Annotated in this window: 22 protein-coding genes; 5 read left to right on the top strand and 17 right to left on the bottom strand. The window is 61.1% G+C overall.

All coding sequences use genetic code 11. The features are described 5' to 3' along the window. The 5 genes from ruvA to HED64_RS08855 all read right to left on the bottom strand — a co-directional run bounded on the left by ruvA (position 1) and on the right by HED64_RS08855 (position 3,911). A complete protein-coding gene (gene ruvA, locus HED64_RS08875; RefSeq protein ID WP_168151671.1) occupies positions 1-618 on the bottom strand; it encodes a Holliday junction branch migration protein RuvA in 618 nt (205 codons plus the stop codon). Positions 619-742: 124 nt separating this feature from the next. Continuing rightward, positions 743-1,351 (bottom strand): crossover junction endodeoxyribonuclease RuvC, encoded by a 609-nt coding sequence (ruvC, locus tag HED64_RS08870; RefSeq protein ID WP_168151670.1) that lies wholly within the window; start codon positions 1,349-1,351, stop codon positions 743-745. A 7-nt stretch (positions 1,352-1,358) separates the two neighbouring features. After that, positions 1,359-2,114: a YebC/PmpR family DNA-binding transcriptional regulator gene (locus HED64_RS08865; protein ID WP_168151669.1), complete on the bottom strand. Its 756-nt coding sequence runs from the start codon at positions 2,112-2,114 to the stop codon at positions 1,359-1,361. Between the two features lie 2 nt (positions 2,115-2,116). Further along, on the bottom strand, positions 2,117-2,791 hold the full coding sequence (pdxT, locus tag HED64_RS08860; protein WP_168151668.1) for a pyridoxal 5'-phosphate synthase glutaminase subunit PdxT: 675 nt from the start codon (positions 2,789-2,791) through the stop codon (positions 2,117-2,119). A gap of 130 nt (positions 2,792-2,921) precedes the next feature. Then, positions 2,922-3,911, bottom strand: a complete 990-nt coding sequence (locus tag HED64_RS08855; RefSeq protein WP_342590685.1) for a CapA family protein — start codon at positions 3,909-3,911, stop codon at positions 2,922-2,924. A 324-nt stretch (positions 3,912-4,235) separates the two neighbouring features. Here HED64_RS08855 and HED64_RS08850 point away from each other — a divergent pair, with 324 nt between their 5' ends. Together HED64_RS08850 and HED64_RS08845 are read left to right on the top strand one after the other, a co-directional pair. Further along, positions 4,236-6,257 carry a M3 family metallopeptidase gene (locus tag HED64_RS08850; protein ID WP_168151667.1) on the top strand — a complete coding sequence of 674 codons (2,022 nt, stop codon included), beginning with the start codon at positions 4,236-4,238 and terminating at the stop codon, positions 6,255-6,257. After that, positions 6,254-7,009 (top strand): GNAT family N-acetyltransferase, encoded by a 756-nt coding sequence (locus HED64_RS08845; protein ID WP_168151666.1) that lies wholly within the window; start codon positions 6,254-6,256, stop codon positions 7,007-7,009. The genes HED64_RS08850 and HED64_RS08845 overlap by 4 nt, the downstream gene beginning before the upstream one ends. A 68-nt stretch (positions 7,010-7,077) precedes the next feature. On the opposite strand, the gene HED64_RS08840 is transcribed toward HED64_RS08845, so the two are convergent. The 4 genes from HED64_RS08840 to thrS form a co-directional block, all read right to left on the bottom strand. After that, complete coding sequence (locus HED64_RS08840) at positions 7,078-7,647, bottom strand: dihydrofolate reductase family protein (RefSeq protein WP_168151665.1); 570 nt, start codon at positions 7,645-7,647, stop codon at positions 7,078-7,080. Positions 7,648-7,744: 97 nt separating this feature from the next. Next, positions 7,745-8,659 (bottom strand): pyridoxal 5'-phosphate synthase lyase subunit PdxS, encoded by a 915-nt coding sequence (gene pdxS, locus HED64_RS08835; protein ID WP_132363628.1) that lies wholly within the window; start codon positions 8,657-8,659, stop codon positions 7,745-7,747. Between the two features lie 418 nt (positions 8,660-9,077). Continuing rightward, positions 9,078-9,668, bottom strand: coding sequence for an HIT family protein (locus HED64_RS08830; RefSeq protein WP_168151799.1), 591 nt, complete (start codon positions 9,666-9,668; stop codon positions 9,078-9,080). 22 nt (positions 9,669-9,690) lie between these two features. Further along, entirely contained in the window at positions 9,691-11,694 is a 2,004-nt protein-coding gene (gene thrS, locus HED64_RS08825) for a threonine--tRNA ligase (RefSeq protein WP_168151664.1), read from the bottom strand. Positions 11,695-11,834: 140 nt separating this feature from the next. Between thrS and HED64_RS08820 the strand changes: the two genes are divergently transcribed. Together HED64_RS08820 and HED64_RS08815 are read left to right on the top strand one after the other, a co-directional pair. Beyond that, on the top strand, positions 11,835-12,101 hold the full coding sequence (locus HED64_RS08820) for a hypothetical protein (RefSeq protein ID WP_168151663.1): 267 nt from the start codon (positions 11,835-11,837) through the stop codon (positions 12,099-12,101). A 21-nt stretch (positions 12,102-12,122) separates the two neighbouring features. Beyond that, positions 12,123-12,563 (top strand): carboxymuconolactone decarboxylase family protein, encoded by a 441-nt coding sequence (locus HED64_RS08815; RefSeq protein ID WP_342590684.1) that lies wholly within the window; start codon positions 12,123-12,125, stop codon positions 12,561-12,563. Positions 12,564-12,594: 31 nt separating this feature from the next. On the opposite strand, the gene HED64_RS08810 is transcribed toward HED64_RS08815, so the two are convergent. The 7 genes from HED64_RS08810 to HED64_RS08780 all read right to left on the bottom strand — a co-directional run bounded on the left by HED64_RS08810 (position 12,595) and on the right by HED64_RS08780 (position 18,634). After that, positions 12,595-13,791 (bottom strand): type II toxin-antitoxin system HipA family toxin, encoded by a 1,197-nt coding sequence (locus tag HED64_RS08810; protein WP_168151661.1) that lies wholly within the window; start codon positions 13,789-13,791, stop codon positions 12,595-12,597. Further along, complete coding sequence (locus tag HED64_RS08805) at positions 13,788-13,988, bottom strand: helix-turn-helix transcriptional regulator (RefSeq protein WP_168151660.1); 201 nt, start codon at positions 13,986-13,988, stop codon at positions 13,788-13,790. The genes HED64_RS08810 and HED64_RS08805 overlap by 4 nt, the downstream gene beginning before the upstream one ends. 160 nt (positions 13,989-14,148) lie before the next feature. Next, a complete protein-coding gene (locus HED64_RS08800) occupies positions 14,149-14,526 on the bottom strand; it encodes a glyoxalase superfamily protein (protein WP_132363618.1) in 378 nt (125 codons plus the stop codon). 66 nt (positions 14,527-14,592) lie between these two features. Beyond that, positions 14,593-16,230 (bottom strand): ABC transporter permease, encoded by a 1,638-nt coding sequence (locus HED64_RS08795; RefSeq protein ID WP_168151659.1) that lies wholly within the window; start codon positions 16,228-16,230, stop codon positions 14,593-14,595. After that, positions 16,227-17,183 carry an ABC transporter ATP-binding protein gene (locus HED64_RS08790; protein ID WP_168151658.1) on the bottom strand — a complete coding sequence of 319 codons (957 nt, stop codon included), beginning with the start codon at positions 17,181-17,183 and terminating at the stop codon, positions 16,227-16,229. The genes HED64_RS08795 and HED64_RS08790 overlap by 4 nt, the downstream gene beginning before the upstream one ends. Before the next feature lie 11 nt (positions 17,184-17,194). Next, positions 17,195-17,869 carry a TetR/AcrR family transcriptional regulator gene (locus HED64_RS08785; RefSeq protein ID WP_168151657.1) on the bottom strand — a complete coding sequence of 225 codons (675 nt, stop codon included), beginning with the start codon at positions 17,867-17,869 and terminating at the stop codon, positions 17,195-17,197. A gap of 339 nt (positions 17,870-18,208) precedes the next feature. Next, a complete protein-coding gene (locus HED64_RS08780; RefSeq protein WP_168151656.1) occupies positions 18,209-18,634 on the bottom strand; it encodes a hypothetical protein in 426 nt (141 codons plus the stop codon). A 673-nt stretch (positions 18,635-19,307) separates the two neighbouring features. Here HED64_RS08780 and HED64_RS08775 point away from each other — a divergent pair. Then, complete coding sequence (locus tag HED64_RS08775) at positions 19,308-20,417, top strand: ATP-binding protein (protein WP_245325832.1); 1,110 nt, start codon at positions 19,308-19,310, stop codon at positions 20,415-20,417. Positions 20,418-20,437: 20 nt separating this feature from the next. Here HED64_RS08775 and HED64_RS08770 read toward each other — a convergent pair whose 3' ends face one another. Further along, entirely contained in the window at positions 20,438-24,010 is a 3,573-nt protein-coding gene (locus HED64_RS08770) for a DNA polymerase III subunit alpha (protein WP_168151655.1), read from the bottom strand. Positions 24,011-24,376: the final 366 nt, after the last annotated feature.

Genomic DNA, 24,376 nt, shown 5'->3' with positions numbered 1-24,376 from the left:
CTAGTTTCCGGGCCGGTTTCCACGCCCCAGGGAGCGCAGCACCGCCCGAAGAATTTCCGGCACGCTGCCGCTTGTTACGATCTGAGGTTCGTTTTTGGCCAGCGCGTCCAGCGCCTTCAGGGCATCGCGCTCGGTCCACCCCAGACCCGTCAACGCCTCCAGAACTTGTGGTTCCCACGCACGGGTCTTGGAACTGCCGGCCGGTACCGGCGCACCGGTCGGGGTGAGCTTGCCGGAAAGTTCCAGCACGATGCGTTCGGCGCCCTTGGGCCCGATGCCGGAAACCTTGGTGAAGGCCTTTGTGTCCTTGGTGCTGGCGGCGATGCGGACTTCTTCGGGGGTGTGCACCGCAAGAATCGCCAGTCCGGTGCGTGGGCCAACGCCGGAGACTGCGGTGAGAATCTCAAAGACTTCACATTCCTCGCCGCTAGCGAAGCCAAATAGGGTCATCGAATCCTCACGGACCACCATGGAGGTGTGAACCAGGACCTCACGGCCGACCTGCAAGGTGGCAAGTGTCTGGGGGGTGGCCTGAATCAGCATGCCGAAGCCGCCAACTTCAATAATGGCGCTGTTGAGGTTGACCTGTTGCGGCACTCCGCGCAGCGTACTGATCATGTGGGGCCGACCTCCGGTGGTGCTGGGCTACGTGGATTTGTTCTTCGAAACCGCGAGCCATACGAATATATCTACGAACAGCTTACAGCTTCCACGGCCCAACTCCCCGAAGGATGTTTCGTTACTACCGCGACTTAACCGTGCGGGCCTTGGCTTCGGCGGCAATCCAGGCCCGTTGGGCAGGGGTCAGGCCCGATGTCCCACCGCTGGGACGTGATCCCGACGCCGAGGCTGCCGCACCGGAGGAGCCAAAGGCTGCCCCACGCCAGCCGTGCGTGATGGCCAAGGCCGCAGCATCCGCAGCGTCGGCGGGCGTCGGCGGTTCATCCAGGCGCAGGATCTTGGCGACCATTTTGCCCACGGCATTCTTATTCGCGCCGCCGCTACCTGTCACAGCGGCCTTGACCTCGGTGGGGGTGTGCAGCGCGACGGGGATATTGCGGCGTGCGGCCGCAACGATCACTACCCCGGAGGCTTGCGCTGTGCCCATCACCGTGCTGACGTTGAGCTGACTGAAGACTCGCTCGAGCGCCAGCACATCGGGATGGTGCTTATCGAGCCACGCATCGATGCCCTCGGCAATGGCCAGCAGGCGCTGGTCCAACGGGGTCCCCGGAGGGGTACCCACTACCGAAACATCAATGAGCGTGGCACGACGGTTGGGTTCAATATCGACCACGGCCAGACCGCAACGGGTCAGGCCGGGGTCGACACCCACCACTCGCAGAGCCATTGTGGAACTAGTCCTCTTCGAGTTCTGCCATGACCTCGGCGCTGATGTTGGCGTTCGAGTAGACGTTCTGCACGTCATCAAGCTCTTCGAGCGCGTCGACCAACTTCAGGAACTTGCGGGCGCCTTCGGCGTCCAGTTCCACCTGCATCGACGGAACGAATTCGATCTCATCGCTCTCGTAGGCGATGTCGGCTTCCTCGAGTGCCGCAACGATGGCGCGCAGGTCGGTGGGCTCGGAGTGAATCTCGAAAGATTCCCCCGCTTCCTTGACCTCGTCGGCGCCCGCGTCGAGCACTGCCATCAGCACGTCGTCTTCGGTCAGGCCGTTCTTCGGCAGCCCGACAACACCCTTGCGGGCGAACATGTAGGCCACGGAGCCGGGATCGGCAATCGATCCGCCATTGCGGGTGATCCCGATGCGAACCTCGGAGGCGGCGCGGTTCTTGTTGTCTGTCAAGCACTCGATCAGCACGGCAGAACCTTGGGGGCCACGTGCCTCGTAGATGATCTCGGAGTAGTCAATGACCTCACCGGTCAAACCAGCTCCACGCTTGACGGCGCGGTCGATGTTGTCGCTGGGCACCGAGGTCTTCTTGGCCTTCGCTACGGCGAGTTCGAGCCCGGGGTTACCGGCCAGGTCTGCGCCGCCGGCACGGGCTGCAACTTCGATGTTCTTGATCAGCTTGGCAAACGACTTCGCGCGCCTGCTGTCAAGGATGGCTTTCTTGTGTTTGGTTGTTGCCCATTTGGAGTGGCCGGACATGCTTACGCGTCTCCTCTTATCATTTGGATGAAAAGTTCATGGATTCGTCGCTCTCCGCTCACCTCGGGGTGAAAGGATGTCGCCAACAAATTTCCCGAACGTACTGCAACAATTCTAGCCATTCGAACCCCATCCGCGCTCCGAGGCGTGTTTTCGGCGGGAATCGTGGCCAAAACTTCAACTGAATCCCCCACGCTTTCCACCCAGGGAGCCCGGATGAATGCGGCGCGCACTGGCTCCGCAGCGTGAGCTGGATCTTGACTTGGCAAGGTGTCGAGGCCCTTGATTGTCAGATCAACCTCGAAAGAATCAACCTGACGCCCGAAAGCATTGCGTCGAACCACCATATCGATTCCACCGAAACTTTGCTGGGGCTCGCCCTTGAGATTCTTTGTGGGGTCCGCGATGGTGTTGGCCAGCATGATCATTCCCGCACAGGATCCGTAGACCGGGAAACCTTCGGCAATCTTGGCTTTAAGCACCTCCGCGACGCCGTACATGCGTGCGAGCTTATCGATCACTGTTGATTCCCCGCCCGGAATCACTAGGCCGTCGACCTCGTTGAGCTCCGCTGGCTTCTTCACTGCCACCACTGGAACACCCAAAGATTCGAGCGCTTTTAGGTGTTCACGTACATCCCCTTGCAACGCAAGGACTCCAACTCGTGGCAACATCATCGATCACTTTCTAGTTCGCGGGTACGGGGTGGTATTCCTCCTGCATCATCCGATGGATTGCTCAGGACAGCTCAGCGTAAACCCACCCGTGAAGCTGGCGTTATTTTCGTGACGCCCGCGGCTACCCTACTCATGGAGCGGAAAGTAACCACATTTTGGCGCCGGAGCCGCGCGCATTCATCGAATTCACCGTGTCGGTGGTCCGCTTCAAGGATGCAGCATCCCCAGCCTTCGTGGTGCAGGGCTCGGTTGCCGGAAGTGCGCACCACCTAATCGGGTTAGCGCTCATGATGTGTGGAGCCCACACCAAGTTCCCCGCTTTCCACGAATCCCCGGTACGGACAAATTGCATCTTGACGCTCAAACCTTCCTTGTTCAGCACAGTGGCCGTGGCGTGTTTGGCTACGGAGTTACCCAATCCGTAGACAATCCATGTGCCCGCGCGTTTTTCGATGGGTAGGACCGAGTGCGTGTGGTGTGAATAGATGAAGTCAAACGCTCCGCTGTCGGCCAGTGAGCGGTAGAGGTCAAGCTGTTCGGCGGTGGGCGTGTTGCTATATTCGGCCCCGGCATGGAGTGCCGCTATCACAATGTCAGCACCGGCGGCTCGTGCGACCTTTGCCCTTTCGAGCAGTGATTCCTCGTTGATGTCATCAACTCGCCACGGCGCATCTTCGGCGACTCCATTAAGTGAAAAGGTGCCGGCGATGACAGAGATACGCGCGCCGTCAACGTCCACCAGCAACGGTGCTTTTGCATCTGCCGCGCTGCGGTAGGAGCCGGTGTAAACCATGTCCTGGGCGTCAAGGGCATCAAGTGTTCGCCTAACTCCCGCGGCGCCGGCGTCCATCGAGTGGTTGCTCGCCGTCGTGCAGCCGTCATAACCTACCTTTTTCAGGGCGGGAATGATTTGCGGCGGCACTACAAACATGGGGTAGCCACTAAAGGGACCATCCGCCGCAGCGACAGGGGTCTCAAGATTGCATAGGGCCAGATCACTCTCCGCGAGGTAAGGGGTGATTCCGGCAAGCAGCGGCGAGAAATTCAGCTCACCATGCCCATCGGATTCCGCCTGAGCCCAGAGCGCAGGGTGCAGCAAGATGTCTCCCGTGACCGCCACCTCAACACATTGATCCCCGTCGCACGCCCGATCCTTTGGGGTGGAAGCAGGTGGTGAGGCGACATCCGAGGCCACAGGTGATGGACTTGGGGATTCGTTGGAGGCCACTGTTGGGGTCTCACCCGGCGCAGATTCTGGCTGTGCGGGCAAAGCCGTGCAGCCGGCCAATATTGCACTCAGTAACAAAACCGCTGCTACAGAGAACGCGCTTCTTCGCGGCGTGCCAGCCACTGCGGGAAAATTCATACTCACGAGCCTAACCTTCTGGCCGAATTTCGGCGCGGGAAACCTCCAGTTCCCCGGGCATATGACAGGGTTAAGGACATGCCTAATCCGTTGCTTGAACCAAGCACTTTGCCGTTTGAATTCCCAGATTATTCGGCCATCGAGACACCTCACTATCTGGAAGCCATTGGTCATGGCATTCAGATCCAGCTCCTCGAGCTTCGGGCCATCGCACACAATGTCGATGACGTGACCTTCGAGAATACCTTTGTAGCCATGGAACGCAGCGGTGCGATGCTGCGCCGGTCCATCATGGCGTACTGGACGGTCTTCTCCGCCCACGGCACCGACGATCTGCGCGAGTTTGACCCGCAGATCCAGTCCATGGTTTCGGATCATCAGGACGCAATCCACCTTGACGACGCACTCTTTTCCCGCTTGGTATCACTGGACGCCACGACCCTTTCGGGCGAAGACGCCCGCTTGGTATCCGAAACGCTACGCCGATTCCGTGCTGCCGGCGCCGAACTTGACCCGACTAACAAGGCGGAACTGCGCGCACTGAACAGCCAAATCACCGACCTCTCTTCGGAGTATTCGGCGAAGTTACTCGGTGCCATGAATGAGGCGGCGGTGCACTTCACCGACGCTGCAGAACTGGATGGCCTCAGCGCAAACGAATTAGCCTCAGCTGCCGATGCTGCCAGAAAGGCCGGCCATGACGGCGGCTATCTGCTGACGCTGGTGCTGCCCACCGGCCAGCCGTTATTGCAGCGACTGACGGTTTCTGCCACCCGCCGCCGGCTCTTCGAAGCCTCGGTGAACCGTGGCCAGCATGGTGAGAACCGCACCCTGGAATTGGGCGCGCAGATGGCATCGTTGCGCTCCAAGCGTGCGGGGCTGCTCGGATTTGCTACCCACGCAGAAGTCGTCCTGCAGGGTGCAACAGCACCCGATCTGACCGCGGTCTCTCAGCGTCTGGTTGAGCTCGTTGTTCCGGCCGTGGCCAATGCTCGGGCCGAAGCAGCCGAGTTGGAAAAGATTTCCGAATCCAGCATCCAGCCCTGGGACTGGGCCTTCTACTCAGCAGCCGTGGCGCGCGAACGCTACACGCTGGATACCGCGGCGCTGCGTGAGTACTTCGAACTTGACGCGGTGATCACCAACGGCGTTTTTGCCGCAGCCACTCGACTGTACGGAATTACCTTTAGCGAGCGTTTTGATCTGCCGCGTTACCACCCACAGGTGCGCATCTGGGAGGTGTTCAACGAAGACGGAACCACCCTCGGCCTATTTCTCGGCGACTACTTCGCCCGCCCCACCAAAGCCGGTGGCGCCTGGATGAATTCGATCCGCGAGTCATCTTCGCTGCTTGGCGAACTTCCCGTGGTCACCAACACCCTGAATATTCCGGCACCAGCGACAGACTCCCCCGCCTTGGTGAGCCTGGATGAAGTTACTACGCTGTTCCATGAATTTGGCCATGCCCTGCATGGTCTCTTCTCCAATGGCGTGTACCCATCACTATCCGGCACGAGCGTCCCGCGCGATTTTGTCGAGTATCCCTCGCAGGTTAATGAAATGTGGGCGCTGCATCCTGCGGTGTTGCCCGGTTATGCCGTGCACACCGAAACGGGGGCTCCGCTGCCAGAAGGTACGGTTCAAACGCTTGAGGCTTCGGCGTTATGGGGCGAGGGCTTTGCCACCACCGAGTACCTGTCCGCAGCGGTCTTGGATCTGGCCTGGCATTCACTCACCGAGGGTGAGTTGATCAGCGACCCGCTGGCCTTCGAAGAGCAGGTACTTACCGAAGCCGGGCTGATCCCCGATTTGGTTCCATCGCGATATCGCACCGGCTACTTCAAGCACATCTTTGATGGCGGTTACTCGGCCGGATACTACTCCTATATCTGGTCCGAAGTACTGGATGCCGATACCGTCCAGTGGTTCACCGAAAACGGCGGAGCTACTAGGGAAAATGGGGAACGATTCCGCACCGAATTACTTTCACGCGGCAATACGCGTGATCCCTTGGAATCGTATGAGATCTTCCGGGGCCGAGCTGCACTCATCGAACCGCTGCTGGTTCGCCGTGGACTAACAAAGGGCAAGCAAGCGTGACCACCATCAGCTTTGCTCAAGATGCGCTCTCGCATTGGCACCAGGCCCTGGCCATCGCCACCGGCGGTAAAGTCTTCACCACCCATGGCTGTTCGTGGGCATGGCAACCGGCCCGCGCCCGATTGGTCCTACTTTTTCCGGCTCACGCGCAAGAAGCCGGGCTTCGTCCCGGGCTTGCCGAGGGCACACGGTTAGGTGCTCGGCGGGTGGATGCGTGGGTTAATTCCGGTGCGCCCTCCGGGCCGCTCGAGGCGGCAGGGTTTACTGATGCCGCCCAGATCTCGTGGCATGCCGGCGAACTGGTCAGTCCCGCAGAACCGTGGGACGGTCGAGTGCGCTTGGGTTCGGATATTCCCGAGGCCACCGGCGCCGATGCCGCGGAGTTGAAGGTGGCCAATCTTTGGCGTGACCCCGCTTCGGCGGGCCTCAGCGCCGGACATCCGGCACTACGCCGCGTTGAACAAGCCACGGCCCGTACTCTTGAGGGTGATCTCGTGGGTCGCGCGTTTGCTCAGCAAGCGCTCGGTGGGCAATTGGCGATCCATGGCTTGGCCGTCTCCCCCGAATACCAGCGCAGCGGCGTTGGTTCGGCGTTGCTCTACGGTTTGGCGCGTGGCATGGTCAATCCCCTGGGCCTGGAACAACCCGGCCAGGTTGAGCTGATTGCCGCGGCTTCCCCGCGCTCCGCCAAGTTCTTTGAGGCCAACGGAATGCGACTGTTGGGCCGCGGCAGGCACATGCTGCTGCGCTAAAACACCCGATAGTAGCGGGACCGCGTGTTGAGAACCGGGTTCCCCTACAACTGATGACGTCCTTAGCTTCACGTCGCGACCGGGCCGGGTTTCACCCGGTAGATGAGCCGCGCGAACGGGCCGACTTGGCGTGCTTCGCTTAGTTCTAGTCGATCGCTGCCAATGGTGCGCGGCAGCAGTGGTGCTCCGCCGGATAACGCGGCCGGGGCGATCGTCAACGCGAACCTGTCTAACGCATTGATGTCGAGGAACTGTCCCAGCAGCTCCCCACCACCAAGCACCCAGATGTTCCCCTCGGCCGCAGCTTCGCGCAGTTCCGGGAGCAATTCTGCGACCTCTCCCCTAACGAAGCGCACGTCGGCGCCGGCGGGAATGGGCAGCTGGCGGTTCGTAAACACGTATGTCGGAATATCTCCGTAGAGCCTCTGCCACCTGGCTGGTTGGGCCAGCAGATTTTCATGCTCCAATATCCACAGGTACGTATTGGCCCCTTCGACGTGCAGGCTCACATCGTCGGGCAGCAGCGTAGGGTCCGGATCGCCGTCACCGGGGACGTCGAACAGCCATTGTAGTGAGTGGTTCACGTCGGCTAAGTAGCCGTTTAATGTGACTGCTGCGTCGAAGATGATTTGTCCCATGCCGCCAGTCTAGTGACCGCTCGCAGCACTTTGTAGTGCAAAAAATAACGCCCGCTGGCTCTCATGCCAGCGGGCGTTAGATCATGCGATATGGGTGTTACCAGCCGCGCTCGGCCAGACGGTGCGGTGCCGGGATGTCGGCAACGTTGATGCCAACCATGGCCTCGCCCAGGCCGCGCGAGATCTTAGCCAACTCGTCAGGGTCGTTGTAGAACGTGGTGGCCTTCACGACGGCGGCGGCACGCTGTGCCGGGTTGCCGGACTTGAAGATACCCGAGCCAACGAATACACCATCGGCACCCAGCTGCATCATCATGGCTGCATCGGCCGGGGTAGCGATACCACCGGCGGTGAAGAGGACTACCGGGAGCTTGCCGGTAGCCGCGATCTCCTTGACCAGTTCGTACGGGGCCTGAAGTTCCTTGGCGGCCACGTAGAGCTCATCCTTGGGCAGAGCCGCCAGCTTGGCGATCTCCGCGCGAATCTTGCGCATGTGACCGGTGGCGTTGGAAACGTCGCCGGTTCCGGCTTCACCCTTGGAACGAATCATGGCAGCACCCTCGTTAATGCGGCGCAGTGCTTCACCCAGGTTGGTTGCACCACAGACGAAGGGAACCTTGAACGGCCACTTGTCGATGTGGTGTTCGTAGTCGGCCGGGGAAAGGACCTCGGACTCATCGATGTAGTCAACACCCAAGGACTGAAGGATCTGAGCTTCAACGAAGTGACCGATGCGGGCCTTGGCCATGACCGGAATGGAAACGGCTGCGATGATGCTGTCAATCATGTCCGGGTCACTGGCGCGCGAGACGCCGCCCTCGGCGCGAATGTCGGCCGGAACGCGCTCGAGTGCCATCACTGCTACGGCCCCGGCGTCTTCGGCAATTTTGGCCTGTTCGGCGGTGACGACATCCATGATGACGCCGCCCTTAAGCATTTCTGCCATGCCACGCTTGACGCGGTCGCTGCCGAGGGTAGTGGTCGGGGTCGAGACGCCTTCGTTTTCAGACACCTTGGTTTCCTTTCAAAAAGCTGAGCATTACGCGATCATCGTAGGGTGCGGACGTAACAAAGACGTAGGTCATGTCGTCACAATCCAATACTAGTGGATAAAACATCTATGAATTGGAGGGATGCACCTCCAAGCAAAGCAGCCAATACCGCAGAATCATAGGGTTTTGGGCAAAGATCGGAAAGAGGCATTCTCCGCAACTTTTCCCTCTGCGAAGATCGCACCGGATGGCACGCTCCCAAGAGCCAGGAACGTATCGGCGGAACTCCGCCCCTTGGTTGCACCACGAGGTCCCGGGTCAAGTGACCGGACGCCATACCAGCTCATTTCCCTCGTGATCTGCGACCCTTGGCCTTAAAACGGTAAAGACCGCCGTGCAGATGCACGACGGTCTTTACTCAGATATTTCTTTGAAGCCTTAGTCGATGTCCAACCAACCGGCAACCAGATCCGTGTGAATATCACCCAGAGTCGCCGGAATGGCCTTGGTCTCCGCGATAATCGGGAAGAAGTTCCCATCACCGGCCCAGCGCGGAACCACATGTTGGTGAAGGTGCGCAGCAATGCCGGCTCCCCCGGTGACACCCTGATTCATGCCCAAGTTGAAACCGGTGGGACGCGATACCGCACGAAGGACCCGCATCGACTTTTGGGCCAATGCCGCCATTTCCGCGGTTTCCTCCTCGGTGATGTCCGTGTAGTCCGGAACATGACGGTAGGGGCAAATCAGCAAGTGGCCCGGGTTGTAGGGGAAAAGGTTAAGGATGACGTACGCGGTTTTACCGCGGTGCACGATCAGCGAATCCTCATCACTACGGTTGGGACCGGTACAGAATGGGCAGGATTCCTCGTCTTTGACTTGCCCCTGGCCGGCCTTGATGTAGGCCATCCGGTAGGGAGTCCACAGGCGTTGGAACGAATCCGGGACACCGGCGATTTCAAAGTCGTCGGTGATCTCGGCGTCGGATGACCCCTGGCGCACTCCGGCCGAATTCCGCGCTTCGCGCATGTTCGTGGACTCCCCCATGTGCCTAGGCTTCCCGGTTCTTCACGGCGGCAACGATGCGGGCTACCGCTTCGTCGACCGGCACGCCATTATCGGTGCTGCCATCGCGGAAGCGGAAGGACACCGCTCCAGCCTCTGCATCGTCGCCACCGGCGATGAGCACAAACGGGATCTTGTCCTTCGACGCGGTGCGGATCTTCTTCGGGAAGCGATCCGAGGAGATGTCGGCTTCGGCGCGGATGCCCGCGGCCTTGAGCTTGTCAATGACATCAAACATGTACTCGTTGAACGCCTCGGCGACCGGGATACCCACGACCTGAACCGGGGAAAGCCAGGCCGGGAAGGCGCCGGCGTAGTGCTCGGTGAGCACACCCATGAAGCGTTCGACCGAACCGAAGAGTGCACGGTGGATCATGACCGGGCGCTGGCGGGTGCCATCGGCTGCCTGGAATTCGAGCTCAAAACGCTCGGGCAGGTTGAAGTCCAACTGGATGGTGGACATCTGCCAGGTGCGACCGAGTGCATCCTTGGCCTGCACGGAGATCTTCGGACCGTAGAAAGCGGCGCCTCCTGGATCCGGAACCAGCTGAAGGCCCGAGGCCTCTGCTACCTCCGACAGGGTGCGGGTTGCTTCTTCCCAGATGTCGTCATCGCCGACAAACTTCTCTGGGTTCTTGGTGGAGAGCTCCAGGTAGAAGTCATCAAGGCCGTAGTCCTTGAGCAGCCCCAAGACGAAGTTCAGCGTCTCGGTGAGCTCATCCTTCATCTGGTCCTTGGTGCAGTAAATGTGGGCGTCGTCCTGAGTCATGCCGCGCACGCGGGTCAGCCCGTGGACCACACCCGACTTCTCGTAGCGGTAGACCGAACCGAATTCGAACAGGCGCAGTGGCAGTTCGCGGTAGGAGCGTCCGCGGGAGCGGAAGATCAGGTTGTGCATCGGGCAGTTCATCGGCTTGAGGTAGTAGTCCTGGCCGGGCTTGCGCACCGTGCCGTCCTCGTTCAGCTCGGCGTCCACATGCATCGGCGGGAACATGCCATCGCGGTACCAGTCCAGGTGGCCGGAGACCTCGTAGAGGTGGCCCTTGGTGATGTGCGGGGTGTAGACGAACTCGTAACCGGCTTCCACATGGCGTGCCCGCGAGTAGTCTTCCATTTCCTTGCGGATGATTCCGCCGCGCGGGTGAAATACCGGCAGGCCGGAGCCCAACTCGTCCGGGAAGGAGAAGAGGTCAAGTTCGACACCGAGCTTGCGGTGGTCGCGACGCTCGGCCTCGGCAATTCGTTCCTGGTAGGCCTTCAAATCGGCCTTGGTCGGCCATGCGGTTCCGTAGATGCGCTGCAGCTGCTGGTTATCCTGGTTGCCCAGCCAGTAAGCGGCCGAGGTACGGGTCAGCGCGAAGGCGTTGGAGATCAGCTTGGTATTGGGCAGGTGCGGGCCGCGGCACAGATCGCACCACACCGAGTCGCCCGACTTGCGATCAACATTGTCGTAGATGGTGATCTCGCCGGCGCCGACCTCAACGTTCACGCCTTCACCTGCCGAATCGGCCTCGTTGGCCTTGTTCAGCAGTTCCAGCTTGTAGGGCTCGTTGGCCATGGCCTCGCGGGCCTCGTCCTCGGTGACAACGCGGCGGGCGAACTTCTGGTTCTGGTTCACGATCTTGAGCATCATCTTCTCAAGGGTCTTCAGATCCTCGGGAGTGAACGGCTCGGCAACATCGAAGTCGAAGTAGAAACCATCGGTGATGTACGGGCCGATGCCCAGCTTGGCATCCGGGCGCAGCTGCTGAACAGCTTGGGCCATCACGTGCGCGGTGGAGTGGCGCAGGACCTCAAGTCCGGCCGGGGAATCAATGGTGACACGCTCAACGGCGGTTCCGGCTTCCAGCGGGCGGGCCAAATCGCGCAGCACACCATCAACGTGCATGACGACAACCTCGCGGTCATCAAAGTACAGCTCGGCCCCGGTAGTGCCGGCATTCACCTCGCGTTGGACTCCATCGACGGTCAGTGTGATTTGCTCAAGCACTACGGTTCCTCGTTTCGTTGTTTGGCTTCATAGCTTGTGGCATACGGAGACCACAGCCAGCCAAGACCAAGCTTAACCGACGTCCGAGGGTGTCAACCAATCCAAATTCGCGCAAGTCATCGCGACTTCGGCTCATCATCGTGCCCCTGACGCAAAACCAGCGCTCCTCGTGTGGCAGAACGCACTGGGTAGCCGAAGGCGCTACGAATGCTCGCTACGCGCGCACGCAGGTACGTGAGCACCGCCTGTACTCGTTAATAATCGCCCCCGGATGGCTCGCAGCCCAGCTTGGAGAAGATCGCGAAGACCGGTCGATGCCGGATGGCCTGACCCAACTGTATAAGCGTGGCTTGGTGGCCCTCGAGCTATTTCTTCACCCCCTGTTGCTTGTCATCAACCCGGGCTAGCATCAAGCCATGGAAACCCGTGTGAATCTCAGCAAATCCGATCCGACGGCCTACACAGCTCTCTTGGCCATGAATGAAGCAGCAAGTGCTGCCGCCGACGCGGCGGGAATCGATCCCAAGCTGCGTGAGCTACTCAAGATCCGTGCCTCGCAGCTTAATGGCTGCTCCTATTGTCTGCGCATGCACACCCGCGATGCGCTGAAGCTCGGCGAAAGCACGGACCGACTCTCGGTGGTCGCCGCCTGGGCAGACTCGGAATATTTCTCCGCCGTGGAACGCGCGGCATTGGCCCTGTGCGAATCAATCACGCTGGTGTCGGTAGACCACGTCCCCCGCGGTGTTTACACCATGGCCTCCGCGGTGCTCACCAATGAACAGATCTCGGCTGTCTCATGGCTCAGTGCAGCGATCAATATGTTCAACCGGATCGCTATCACCTCCCGTTATCCCGTGAAGCCCTAAGTCTTGGCACAGGTCGGGCCGCGGGGCGGGCTTATCCCTGCATTTCGTGCCGGCGGAAGCGCAGTTCCCGCTGCGCCCCGCGCACCATTGATCCTTCGAAGGGCAGCGCGGTTAGGTCCACCGAGGACGCAGCCTTGAGAGCGAGCCGGTTTGCCGACGCTGCCGCCCGGGGCGGCAAGCCGAGGGCATCGGCAAATTCCGCCCAATGCCTAGCCTTGAGGTTCTTTATTTTGCCGGCAATCGGAAGCGCCATGGTGTCATCACCGTAAAGCAGCGTGCACGGCACGTCGTACATCGGCGATATCTCGAAACCACCACCGGGTCTGCCCAGCACGGAGAGGTTCTTGGCATGGAGGTCCCCATTGCCGGTCAGCCAGGCAAAGGCGAATTGCAGGTACAGGTTGCGGCTGGCCACCACCGGGGCAAGGCACAAACGGGCTAGGGCCACAGCAACGTCTTCGGCCGCCACGGTGTACTTCGCGGCCGGGGGCAGACCCATAACCTGCGTTCCGTCCTCGAGGGCCATTCGTTGCCAGTGGCCATTGGCTTCCGGCCGGCGGTCGAACCGCTCGACCAGCAGGCCGGCCAGTCCGTGCTTGTCATGGATGATCCGGTGGCGCACCACTGGGAGGTTCAGCTTTCCTGCCCCACCCAGATGTGCTGCCTCATTGGCCACCAGATGGGGGTTCTGTGCGGGGTCCAGCTTGAGCAGATAGTGTTGGCCTCGCGTCGCCAACGGCGTGGTGAGCATCGAGGCGCTCGCCTTGTCCTGTACCCCGGGAAGTGCGTGTAGATCCACCGAGTTCGCCAGCACGGCGAAGTCCAGGTCCTCCGGTGTCGAGGTATCGGCCAGTGCCTTGGGTTCTGCAGGAATCTGACCCGCGGGGACGATCTGCACATCGCCCGGGACATCTGCCCCCACGGCCATCAGCAAGGTCAGTTCGTCGTCGAAGCTGGTCTTCGTCGCATTCTTAAGCACCGTCAGGCGGTGCCCCTCGGGAAGCAATCCCGCAAAAAACGCGGGAAGGGCACCGTTGGGCCTCTGGACAGCTGCATTATCCAGCGGCAGCGAGAAGGCCACCGGCGTCTGGCCTTCGGCAAGGTAGCTGGCGAGATAGTCGAAGCGGATGCCCCCGGTAGTCGTCCGGGATAGTTCCCCCGCGTGGACGCCGTTTTTGTAGACGTCGGCACGCTCGATGAATCTGAGCCGCTGAAGATCCGGGGTCATCGACCGACGCCCAGCTTGAGCCCCAAGACATTCAGGACGGAGGCCAGCGCGCGCAGGGACGGATTGCCGGTGGCTGTCTCCAGCGCGCGAACTGTCCGCTCCGAGACTTCTGCCAGGTCGGCCAGCTCCCCTTGGGTCAACCCGGCATCCTTGCGCGCCCGGCGGATACTCATCGCCAGTGCCGATACGGTATCCATGCCACTCCTCGCACCGGCAACATGCTGCCGATCTTGATGCTCTTTTCTCCCATGATCCACTGAAAGGCCATTTTCGGCAATATTTTGCCGAAAATGGCCTTTTGGACGGGTTATATCCAACCCAGGACGGTCGATCGGCAATTTACTGCCGGTTTGATGGTTAGCCGTTCGGGCGCTGCGGCAGGTATTGCACCGCCCACTTGTTGCCGTCGGGATCCGCGAAGTACACGAAGTGCCCCCACGGCTGAATATCAACGTCGCTGACCTCCACACCGTTGGCCTTGAGCTGGTCGTGGGCCTTGTGGATGTCGCTGACCACCATCTGCAGGCTCGGGGCCGTCCCGGGGGCCGCGTCATTCAGGCCTTCGCCGATGGTGATGGAGCAGGCCGATCCCGGTGGGGTCAGCTGGACGAAGCGGATCGACTCGCTGGGCCGCTCATCGTAGTCGGCGTTGAAACCGACCTTGTTCACGTAGAAATCCTTGGCGCGGTCCACATCGGACACGGGGACAAACACTAGTTCAAGTTTCCAGTCCATGGCGCCCACGCTACTGCCACAACAATTCCACTGTAAAGGGTGGTGCTACAGCCGCATACCTCCGCGCTATTCGGGCATCAAGTCTCTGGCCCGAAAGCGCCGGAACCCGAGTGCGGCCAACACTAGAGCGATGAGACTCAGGACTATCAGGGGCAGCGGCGCAAAGTCCTCGGCCGGAAGCCGCGGGATCGCACCGAACGGGGTGGCCTTGATGACATCGGTGGACAGGGACAGTAATCCTCCGAACATGGCGGTCATGACCGAGAACCCGTAGACGGCCCACGCGATGCCGGTGCTGTGCCGCGGGAAGTACCCCTGGCCAAAGAGCATCACTCCGAGCATCAACAGCACCGCAGGCCAGTATGCAAGAGAGTCGGCGGCCATGGCCCCGCCGGTTGCCGCCCCCTGGGACGATACCCCGGTGAGGTAGCCACTGAGCAGCAGCATCACTGCGGAACCGAGCCCCGCCACCAAGACGTGCGAAAACAGCCAGCTAACGCGCGAGAGGGATCCGGCCAGCTGGCTCTCCAACCGTCCGCTTTCCTCCTCGCTGCGTGCCGCGGCCAGCGCTTGGACGGCGAACGCCCCGGCCAGCAGACCGTTAAAGAGCACGAAGATGCCCATCACCCCGTCGAGCAGGTTGTGTCCGGTTCCCACGAAGGACTTCGCAAACGGGTTCTCCGGATCCAGCACCGCTGTCATGGCTCTGGCGACGGAACCGAAGAACAGCCCCGCCACCAGCGACCCGAGTAACCAGCCCAGAAGCGAGCCACGCTGCAGGCGCAGCACCAAACCCAGCGGGTTGGCCAACAACGCCGAGGCGGTTGCCGGACCTCCGCGCTCGGGCAGGATGCCCGCGCCCAGGTCCCTGCGGGTTTCCAAGCGCAACGCAAGTGCGCAACCAAACACCGCGAGCCCCAACAGGGCCAGCAGCGGCCACCAGTTATCTTGGCCAAAGGAGCGCATGTTCTGCGCCCAACCAATGGGCGAGAACCAGCTCAACGCGCTCGGATCGGTGCCGATGGCCTGTAGGTCTGCACCCGCGCGAATGAAGTAGAAAAGCGCCAGCAGCGCCACAGCCAGCGAGTTCGCTCCGCGGCTGGTGGTGGCCAGCTGGCCACAGATCGCCGAAATCGCCACAAAGGCCAGACCGGTGCCGGCGATGGAGGCGCCCATGATCCAGGACCCGCCAGTTGGCAGCTTCAAGGTCAGACAAAGCAGCGACACCAGCAAACCGGTGATCACGGACAACGATCCTGCCACCAGATAGTTGGCCACCGAGTAGGCGTAACGTCCTAGCGCGGCCGAACGCAGCAACTCGGTCCGCCCGGTTTCCTCGTCGGCACGTCCGTTGCGGGTGACCAGAAAGATCGAGGCGAAGCCCAAGGCAACGGCCAACGTCATCCAGATCTTGATGACCAGAATGCCACCGAGCGAGCCTGCGGCATAGGGCAGGCCCGTCATGGCCGCCACGGCAGGGGTGTTGGCCACCTGCGCGTAGGCGTCACGCGCAGCCTGAGTCGGGAAGGCCTCCTGCTGGGAGCCATAAACGATCGGGATCATCACCGCCAGCACCGCCGCCCATATCAGCAGCCGCAGCCAGTTGCGGCGCAGGATGAATCTCATGACCATTCCGACCCCGGTCAGCGAGTCGGTGGAAGCGGAGCTCCCCCGCACGGTGCCCAGGGCTGTTTCGCTGCTCATCGCGCACCGCCCGCGTGTGCATGGGCGTGCCGCCCAGACGTGGTAGCTGCCGACTCCAACGGCAGCCCTCCGTAGTGACGCAGGAACAGGTCCTCGAGCGATGGCGGAGCAGAAACCAGAGAGCGCGGCGAGTACCTGGACAGCGCCTCGAGCACCTCGCCAAGGTCTTCCGCACCGACGGTAAAGGTGGCTTTGGGCCCGTCGAGGACTAGGTCGTTGATGCCTGGAACTGTGCCAAGAGCGGAGGCGTTTGACGCCAGCAGCACCGTGATCGTGGTGCGGTGCAGATGACGTAGGTCATCCAGGCGCCCGGCCTCCACGGTGACGCCCTCGCGAATGATGGTGACGGTGTCGCAGAGCTTTTCTACCTCGGCGAAGATGTGGCTGGAGAGCAGCACCGAGCGGCCCTGCTCCTTGGCCTCGCGGATGCAGGCGGTGAAGACCTGTTCCATCAGCGGATCAAGGCCGGATGTCGGTTCATCCAGTAGCAGCAACTCGGCATCCGAGGCCAGGGCAGCAACCAGGGCGACCTTCTGCCGGTTGCCCTTGGAGTAGCTGCGGGCCTTCTTGGTGGGATCCAGATTAAAGCGTTCTAGCAGGCTGTCACGTTTGGCCGTATCCACACCCCCGCGCAGGGATGAGAGGATGCCGATGGCTTGGCCACCGGTGAGGTTAGGCCACAGGGCGACCTCGCCCGGGACGTAGGCGATGCGTCGGTGCAGTGCAACGGCATCGTTCCACGGGTCCCCGCCGAGCATCTTCACGTTGCCCGAATCGGCGCGCAGCAGCCCGAGCAGGATACGGATGGTGGTCGACTTGCCCGAACCGTTGGGCCCGAGGAAACCGGCGACCTGACCCGCCTCGACCTGCAGATTCAGCCCAGCTAGGGCCATCGAGCGTCCGAAATGCTTGTGCAGGTCGTTCACCGAGATGGCCTGGGTGTTGGTGGACATAATCTTCATCCCTACCGCGTCATGTTTTCTCCCGCGCGGCCCGCGGGCGGGTTCTTGGTTCCGGCCATAAAGCTCAGATATTCATCGAGGTACTCCCGGCTGGTGAACAGCCCCTCGGTGTACAGCTCGAGGGTCGGCAACATCGCCTCGGCGTAGTAGCGATCCATCACCGCACCAAAGTCGTCCAACGGCAGCTCGGGGTGCATCGCGAAACTGACCACCATGGCGCCGATCGATTGCTGGATAAGGAAACGCACCCGCGCCTCCTCGTTGCGGCTGGGAACGAGGATTCCGCGCTCCACTGCGTCACGGGAGAATTCCAGAGCCTCGGCAACCATGTGGTCGATGAAGTCCTTTCCGGCGTCCCCGCCCTCACGAACCGAGCGCAGGATGTAAACCAACAGGATCCCTCCGTCGCGCGAGGACGGGAATTGGGCGAAGAGTTGCTGGGGTGAGGTATTGAGGCTTTCGTTCTTCAGCGCACGGTAGCGAGCAAGCACCGTGGCGTCGCATTCGGCGCGCAACGCTTCCTTGGCCCCAAAGTGGTGGCGGACCAACCCGGCACTGACCCCTGCCCGGGCGGCAATGGCCCGCAGGGATTCGTCAAACCCGTGCGCCGCGAAACACTCGATAGCGGCGTCGCGCAGCCGGGCCCGTCCGGTCAGATCCTCACGGGCTGTACTCATGTATAGGACGCTACTCGCATGTATAGCGATCGACAATAGGTCCAAAGTCCCACCGTTGAGCCGCCCCACGATGGACGGATCAGCCCCATTCGGGGAGGGTCTCGGACTGGCCGGTGACGTTCCCCGCTTCAAGGTTCGCATCCTGAGCGAAGGTGTCAGGAAAGGTTAAAAGCACTTTTCAGCCAGCGCCAGCAAGCACGCGAGCGGCAGGAAAGCCAAACAGCCGGGACTAAAAATTTAGTACTAATAGGGTGCCTCCTTGCGGGGTCCCCTATTCCTACTAAATGTATCTAACTAAATCATTCAGAGAACCGGATCGGGTTCTAGCCAACGACTGTTCTAGCCTTCGCTCCGTGGCGCTTTCTTCTCCAACCGGTTAATGACAGGAGATAGAACCAAATATCCCAGGGTTGCGGTTACCGCTGCTATCAGAGCTGCTCGGTAAGAAGTCATTACAAGACGATAGCAACCAAGAATGACGATAAAGGTCAAAAGGGTCTGCAGACTCTGAACGGCGATCTTGCTTGCGCTGTTGAAGACCTTTAGAACGATCCGATCACTAATTTCTCCCAAAATTAGAATTATCAGAACGAAAACAACGGTCAGTAGCGGAGACCAGAACAGAATTCCGGGCCTGGGGTTTCCGAGCTGGGAAAACCATAGTGGGGTAAAAAATCCCAAAAGTAACGGCAGGCCGGTTGCGAGAGTCACCGTGGCTAGGTAGAGCCCAAAACCTAATTTTTCTGGGGTGTTCAGTTTATTCATCAGATCCTAACTTTGCTGGGACCTCTTAGACACCGACGAAGACAACAACCCATGTGGGGACTCCCGGAGCGACGTCATAAGGGACGCCTAGGGCAACCAGGCCGTTAGTGATTGGCCCTTGCTTGCCAGTTTCCTGGCTCTTCGAGGAAATTAGCGATCTTGTTTGCGCATGGTCGCATCTTCGTGGGTATCTTGTTTGAACTGTATCGAAACGCCGCGATGGCTGCTTTTTAGCAAGCGTTGTCACGATGCTTGCAGGCTTGGCTACATTTGAAGAGCCCGCCTTGAGCGCTGGCGTGGCGCTTGCGGCTTGTCCTGCAGAAACGCAAGAGGCAGCGGAGGCTCTTTTCGCTACTTCTTTCCAATCGCTTGCTGTCAATGATCTTGTCAAAGTCGAAATAGTTTGGGCAGTTAGAGTTTGGCTGGCAGGGGTTGCGATCATTCCTGCATTTGCGGCCACGGGCTTCAGCACGAGGGCCGAGACATCCCGCATACCCTACTTACCACACGAATGCCCTTGCGCCCGTTCACAGGAGCGCTCTCTTGCAATCGATCGCCTTGCCCGATCTTCCGTACCGATCATCCTCAAACCCGATCAGATCAGTCGTGCTGTGAATAGATGTGTAAAGTGTGAATAAATACTATTCACAGCATTTCATCGACAGGAGATCCGATGCCCGAGATGCAGAATCCCTTCCGGCCAACCTTCGGCAGGACTCCCCCGGAGCTGATCGACCGCAACGGCACCCTGGAGGAGTTCGAATACGGTCTGCGCATCCGCTCCGGCGTCCTTGGTTTGCTGACCATCATCACCGGTGCCCGAGGAGTCGGGAAGACCGTCATGCTCAACGAGGCCCAGGGTCTGGCCCAGGAACAGGGCTGGGCAGTCATCTCCGAGACATCCACTGCTGGTTTCTTGGCAAGGATTGCCGACTCAGCACGCCTGCTTGATGAGGAGCTGGGTGAGGGCCCACCGCCGCGGAAAATTCTTGCGTTCTCGGCCGCAGGCTTTGGTGTCACCACACAGCTTCCGCGGGAGCGTCAGGTGGAATTCCGTAATCTCGGGGCGAAGCTCCTGCAACGCCTGGACGACAACGGCACCGGGCTACTGATCACGCTGGATGAAATCCAGGACGCCGACCGCAGTGAATTACTGCAGCTAGCCGCGGTCATCCAACACTGGGTACGAGACGGGCTGCCCATTAGCTTCGTCTGCGCTGGCCTACCGGCGGCGATTTCCGACATCCTCAACGAAGGCGTGGCGACCTTCCTTCGACGAGCCGACAAGATCGACCTGCACTCCGTGGATGTTCGGGATGTCAGGGCCTCCTATGCGCGGCAATTCTCGGCGGCCGGGATCCACCTTCCGGACGGGTTCCTAGACGAAGCTGCCGAGGCGACCTTCGGCTACCCGTTCCTCATCCAGCTGATCGGCTACTTCCTGTGGAAGGAAGCCGAAAGGGGGCACGGCACGGTTGACCGAGAATCGGCGCAGAAGGCCGTTGCTGCGGCCTTAAAGCGAAACATCCGCATGGTTGTCGGACCGGCCATCTCCAAGGCCTCGGACCGGGACATGGACTACCTGCGTGCCATGTCCTTCGACAGCGGACCCTCCAGCACCGCCGCGGTGGCCACGCGCATGAAGGCCTCCCTGCAGCTGGCAGCAAACTATCGCGCCCGCCTTATCGAGGCCGGATTGATTGAGCCGGCCGGACGCGGAGAAGTGAGTTTCGCACTCCCTGGATTACGCGAGCACCTGCGCAATGGAGAACGCCTAGCCTAACCAACGAGACCCGGCCACGTTCAGGCGCCCAGGTAGCCACGGGTGTCCAGATCCTCGGCGGCCATCCGTTGAGCCAGGCTCACTGCCGAGCGCTTCGCCGCTGGGTCCAAGGCGGAAGAACCGAAGCTCTGATTGCGCGCCCGGGCGGGATCGGCCAGATAGCCCGGGGCCGGCAGCATGGACTTGGCCGAGAGATCCCAAGCATCTAGGGCCTGCAGGCTGATGCCCCGGGGCCCGGTGCGGCGGGTGAGCCCGTGGATGAGCAGCAACCGGGTGGAGAAGAGCAGCGGGCCACAACGCTGCTGCGCCTCGTGGAAGAACGTTGCATCAACACAGCCGGTTCCATCGTCTACCGAGATGAACACGACCCGCCGCCCACCGCGCATCGGCGGGGTCTGGGTAGCCACCCGCACCCCGGCCACCAAGACCTCGGTGCCGTTACGCATCGCCAGCAGGTCCTGGGCGCGAGAGACACCCAGAGCATCCAAGAGCGTCGCATGGGATTCCATCAGGTGCGCGCTGACATCCAGAGACATCAAATCAAGTTCGGTGCGCACCACCTCATCGAGCGAGGTTTGCTCCGCCCCGATGAGCATGGTGGAAAGGTCAATATCCCCCAGCGGCAATGACAGCTGTCCGGGAATCGGTCGATGACGCTGGGCAACGGGCTTGCTGGAGCCGGCGCGCAGGTGCTCCACCAAATCCGCACGATTGCCCCGCCCAATGCCGGCCTGCAGGGAATCGAAGGCACCGAGTGCGGCAAAGTGGTTCAGTGAGGTGCGCGTGAGCCCGGAGCGCGCTCGTACATCGGCGATCGAATCATAGGGTTGCCCGGCCGCCACCCGGGTGACCTCGCGTTCGGAGACCGAACGGATACCCCGCAGCGAGAGCCTGATCCCGTACCGTCCCGGGGGCATGGCGCCCACCGCGCGTGGCACCACCGGAAGCTGCGCGGGAGGCAGCAGCCCGTCAAGCTTTTCCACCTTGTAGCCCAGGGCGGAACGGTTGATGTCCAATGGCAGAATCTTGATGCCCATCCGCCTGGCCTCGGCCACCAGCAGCCGCTTGGGATACATACCCGGATCGTGTTCCCAGATCCCGGCCAAGAAGGCCTCGGGGTGGTGCGCCTTAAGCCAGGCCGAATGATAGGTGGGCACGGCAAAGGCAGCACCATGGGCCTTACAAAAACCGAAGGACCCGAAGGCGGACAGTGTTCCCCACACCTCATCGATGACCGCCAGCGAATAGCCGCGCCGCAGCGCCTTCGAGCGGAAAAGGGACTCCACCGCCGGCTCGGCCTTCGGGTTACCCAGCAGTCGGCGGTAAACATCGGCCTTGGCCAGCCCGCAGTCTGTCATCACGTCAAAGATCCGTAGCACCTGCTCGTGGAAGACGGTGACCCCGTGGGTTTCGGCGAGCGCGGGTGCTAGAGATGGGTGGGGGTATTTTTCGGGTGCGAAGCCGTGGCGGTTTTCTAGGTAGGGCTTGACCATGTTGGATTTCATGGGTCCGGGGCGGAAGAGAGAGATATCGATGATGAGGTCGTTGAATTCGGTGGGGGCGAGTTTGCCGATGAGTTCGCGTTGTCCGGGTGATTCGATTTGGAAGCAGCCCAGGGTGTGGGTGGAGCGGATGAGTTCGAAGGTGGGCTCATCATCCAGTGGGACCAGGGCCAGGTCGATGGCTCCGTTGGGTTGGATGTAGCCGGGGATGGAGGCGGGCTTACCGCTGAGGTGTCCCCCTGCCGTGGCGACGGCTTGTGCGCTGGGGTGGATGCGGGCGATTTCGGCTAGGGAGTAGGTGATGGCCGATTGCATGCGTACCCCCAGTACATCGAGCTTGAGCATTCCCATGGGGTCCATGTCGTGTTTGTCGAATTGGCTCATGGGCAGGGTGATTCCACTGGGTTCCATGGGGGTGCGGTCGCGCAGGGTGTTATCGGAGAGGATGACTCCGCAGGGGTGCATGGAGATGTGGCGCGGTAGCCTGTCGAGGCGTTCGGTGAGGTCCACGAGGAGGTCGAGTTGTTTTTCGGTGCCGAGGCGGTCGGCGAAAGGGGCAAGTTCTGGTTTTTCGGCTAGGGCGTCGCGGAAGGATGAGGCGGAGAAGCGCCAGAGTTGTTTGGCGATCACATCGATGTCGGTTTCTTCCATGCCGAGGGCTGTTCCGGCGTCGCGTACGGCTCCCCTGGCGCGGTAACCATTTTGCATGCTCATGAGGGAGACTCGTTGGGCTCCGAAGCGGTCGAAGATTTTGCGGTAGATCTCGTGGCGTCTGGCGGATTCGACGTCGATGTCGATGTCGGGCAGGGTGGCGCGGTCGCGGGAGAGGAAGCGTTCGAAGAGTAGGTCGTGGGTCAGGGGGTTTACCTGGCTGATGCCGATGAGGTAGTTCACCAGTGAGGAGGCGCCGGATCCGCGGGCTGCTGAGCGTATCCCCATATCGGTGATCATGGAGCTGACTTCTGCGACGGTGAGGAAGTAGGGGGCAAATCCGAGGTCGGCGATGGTGGAGAGTTCGGCTTCGAGGCGCTCACGTAATAGGGGGTTGTTGGTCTCGTGCGGGAGCAGGCGGGTAATGCCTGCCTCCGAGCGGGCGGCGAGCTCGGTGTTGGGATCCGTGGTGATGCCGATGATGTGAGGCTCGGGGACCACGGGGTTTCCCCATCCCGTGTCTGGCACCGGGTCAAGGCGTGCCCAGTCGGCGAGCGCGGCGGTGTTACGCAGCAGGGTGGGTGCCAGGGAGGTGTCTGCGGCGGATCGTGCGATCTCGGTGGCGAGGTGGTGCATGTGTTCTGCGGGTTTGAGCCAGCCTTGCCCGTTGGGTTGAATGTCGTTGAGGGTTGAGAGTGAGCTCAGTGCCCGTGCGGAGTCCAGGACATCTGCCGTTGCTGCCCCATCGGGTTCGGCATATCGCACGGCGTTGGTTAGTACTGGGGCGATGCCTACAGTTATGGCACAGCGCAGCATGCGGATGGCGTGAGCAGTGCTGAGTTTCTCTCCTGGGTTGCTCAGGTGTGTGGTGATCTCTACCCGCAGTGCCTCGACTCCCAGCAAGGAGCGCCAGTCGCGTAATAAGGTGCGTGCCTGGTTGTACTGGCGGTGCCCGGTGGCTAGACCAACGTCGGATCCTGCTCCGAGCATGATGGTGAGCAGCACCTCCCCGTTGGGCGCTTTCACGTAGGTGGCAAGCTCCTCGCGGGTAATGCCGATGTTTGGTTTGTGCACCCCCGTACTGGTGGTGAGTTGATGTGCCGCGGTGATGAGGTGGCAGAGGGCTGCATATCCGGCTCCGTTGCTGTGCCCCTTGGCCAGAGCGATGATGCGGCCAACGGTGCGCAGCTCCTTGGCTTTACCGTGGATGGCCGGACCAGTGCTTGGCTCTAAGAGGGCTAGGTCAACTCCGATGATGGGGTCTATGCCGTTTTCGATGCAGGCCTTGAGGTGTTTGACGCTTCCGTAGAGTCCGTCACGGTCGGTGATCGCTAGGGCGTCTGCCCCGTCGTCGATCGCTGCGGCAACGAGGTCCTTGGGCCAGGAGACTCCGTAGTGGGCGCTAAATGCCGAGGAGACATGCAGGTGGGTGAAGCTCATCTCTCCCCCTCGCCTTCCGCCTTTTCGACCCGTTTTGTATGCGCGGCGGGTGCCGTGGTGGTTTCGGGAGGACGCCCTTAAGGTTGGCGTCGGGCCCGGTGGAGGGCTCAAGACCATCATATTAGAATATGTATTCGAATCAAGTACTTGGAACCTATCAACCCCACTTCCTCGCACGCAGGGCTGAGGACTTCGGGACTGACCTGCAACAAGAGCTCGGCGGTGAGAATGCCCACCTACAGCCAAATTGGGGCAAGGGGCGCAGGCTGACCCCTAGCGCACAGGAACGTGAGCACCTGAGGATCACTCGCCAACCCGAAAGTTGTGATGCCCTTCACATAGGACGTCCCACGTCGTGTGATCGAC

This window comes from Paeniglutamicibacter terrestris (assembly GCF_012271785.1).
Taxonomy (GTDB): Bacteria; Actinomycetota; Actinomycetes; order Actinomycetales; family Micrococcaceae; genus Paeniglutamicibacter; species Paeniglutamicibacter terrestris.
This window is presented reverse-complemented; position numbering and strand designations above follow the sequence as displayed.

What these genes read in the sequence shown, in the direction of transcription:
- HED64_RS08810 (WP_168151661.1), bottom strand. Translation starts at nt 13,791, where the DNA reads ATGACCCCGGATCTTCAGCGGCTCAGATTCATCGAGCGTGCCGACGTC.
- pdxT (WP_168151668.1), bottom strand. Translation starts at nt 2,791, where the DNA reads ATGATGTTGCCACGAGTTGGAGTCCTTGCGTTGCAAGGGGATGTACGT.
- ruvA (WP_168151671.1), bottom strand. Translation starts at nt 618, where the DNA reads ATGATCAGTACGCTGCGCGGAGTGCCGCAACAGGTCAACCTCAACAGC.
- HED64_RS08780 (WP_168151656.1), bottom strand. Translation starts at nt 18,634, where the DNA reads ATGAATAAACTGAACACCCCAGAAAAATTAGGTTTTGGGCTCTACCTA.
- HED64_RS08795 (WP_168151659.1), bottom strand. Translation starts at nt 16,230, where the DNA reads ATGAGCAGCGAAACAGCCCTGGGCACCGTGCGGGGGAGCTCCGCTTCC.
- HED64_RS08800 (WP_132363618.1), bottom strand. Translation starts at nt 14,526, where the DNA reads ATGGACTGGAAACTTGAACTAGTGTTTGTCCCCGTGTCCGATGTGGAC.
- HED64_RS08790 (WP_168151658.1), bottom strand. Translation starts at nt 17,183, where the DNA reads ATGTCCACCAACACCCAGGCCATCTCGGTGAACGACCTGCACAAGCAT.
- HED64_RS08840 (WP_168151665.1), bottom strand. Translation starts at nt 7,647, where the DNA reads ATGGGACAAATCATCTTCGACGCAGCAGTCACATTAAACGGCTACTTA.
- HED64_RS08805 (WP_168151660.1), bottom strand. Translation starts at nt 13,988, where the DNA reads ATGGATACCGTATCGGCACTGGCGATGAGTATCCGCCGGGCGCGCAAG.
- HED64_RS08785 (WP_168151657.1), bottom strand. Translation starts at nt 17,869, where the DNA reads ATGAGTACAGCCCGTGAGGATCTGACCGGACGGGCCCGGCTGCGCGAC.
- ruvC (WP_168151670.1), bottom strand. Translation starts at nt 1,351, where the DNA reads ATGGCTCTGCGAGTGGTGGGTGTCGACCCCGGCCTGACCCGTTGCGGT.
- HED64_RS08850 (WP_168151667.1), top strand. Translation starts at nt 4,236, where the DNA reads ATGCCTAATCCGTTGCTTGAACCAAGCACTTTGCCGTTTGAATTCCCA.
- HED64_RS08830 (WP_168151799.1), bottom strand. Translation starts at nt 9,668, where the DNA reads ATGCGCGAAGCGCGGAATTCGGCCGGAGTGCGCCAGGGGTCATCCGAC.
- HED64_RS08865 (WP_168151669.1), bottom strand. Translation starts at nt 2,114, where the DNA reads ATGTCCGGCCACTCCAAATGGGCAACAACCAAACACAAGAAAGCCATC.
- HED64_RS08775 (WP_245325832.1), top strand. Translation starts at nt 19,308, where the DNA reads ATGCCCGAGATGCAGAATCCCTTCCGGCCAACCTTCGGCAGGACTCCC.
- HED64_RS08770 (WP_168151655.1), bottom strand. Translation starts at nt 24,010, where the DNA reads ATGAGCTTCACCCACCTGCATGTCTCCTCGGCATTTAGCGCCCACTAC.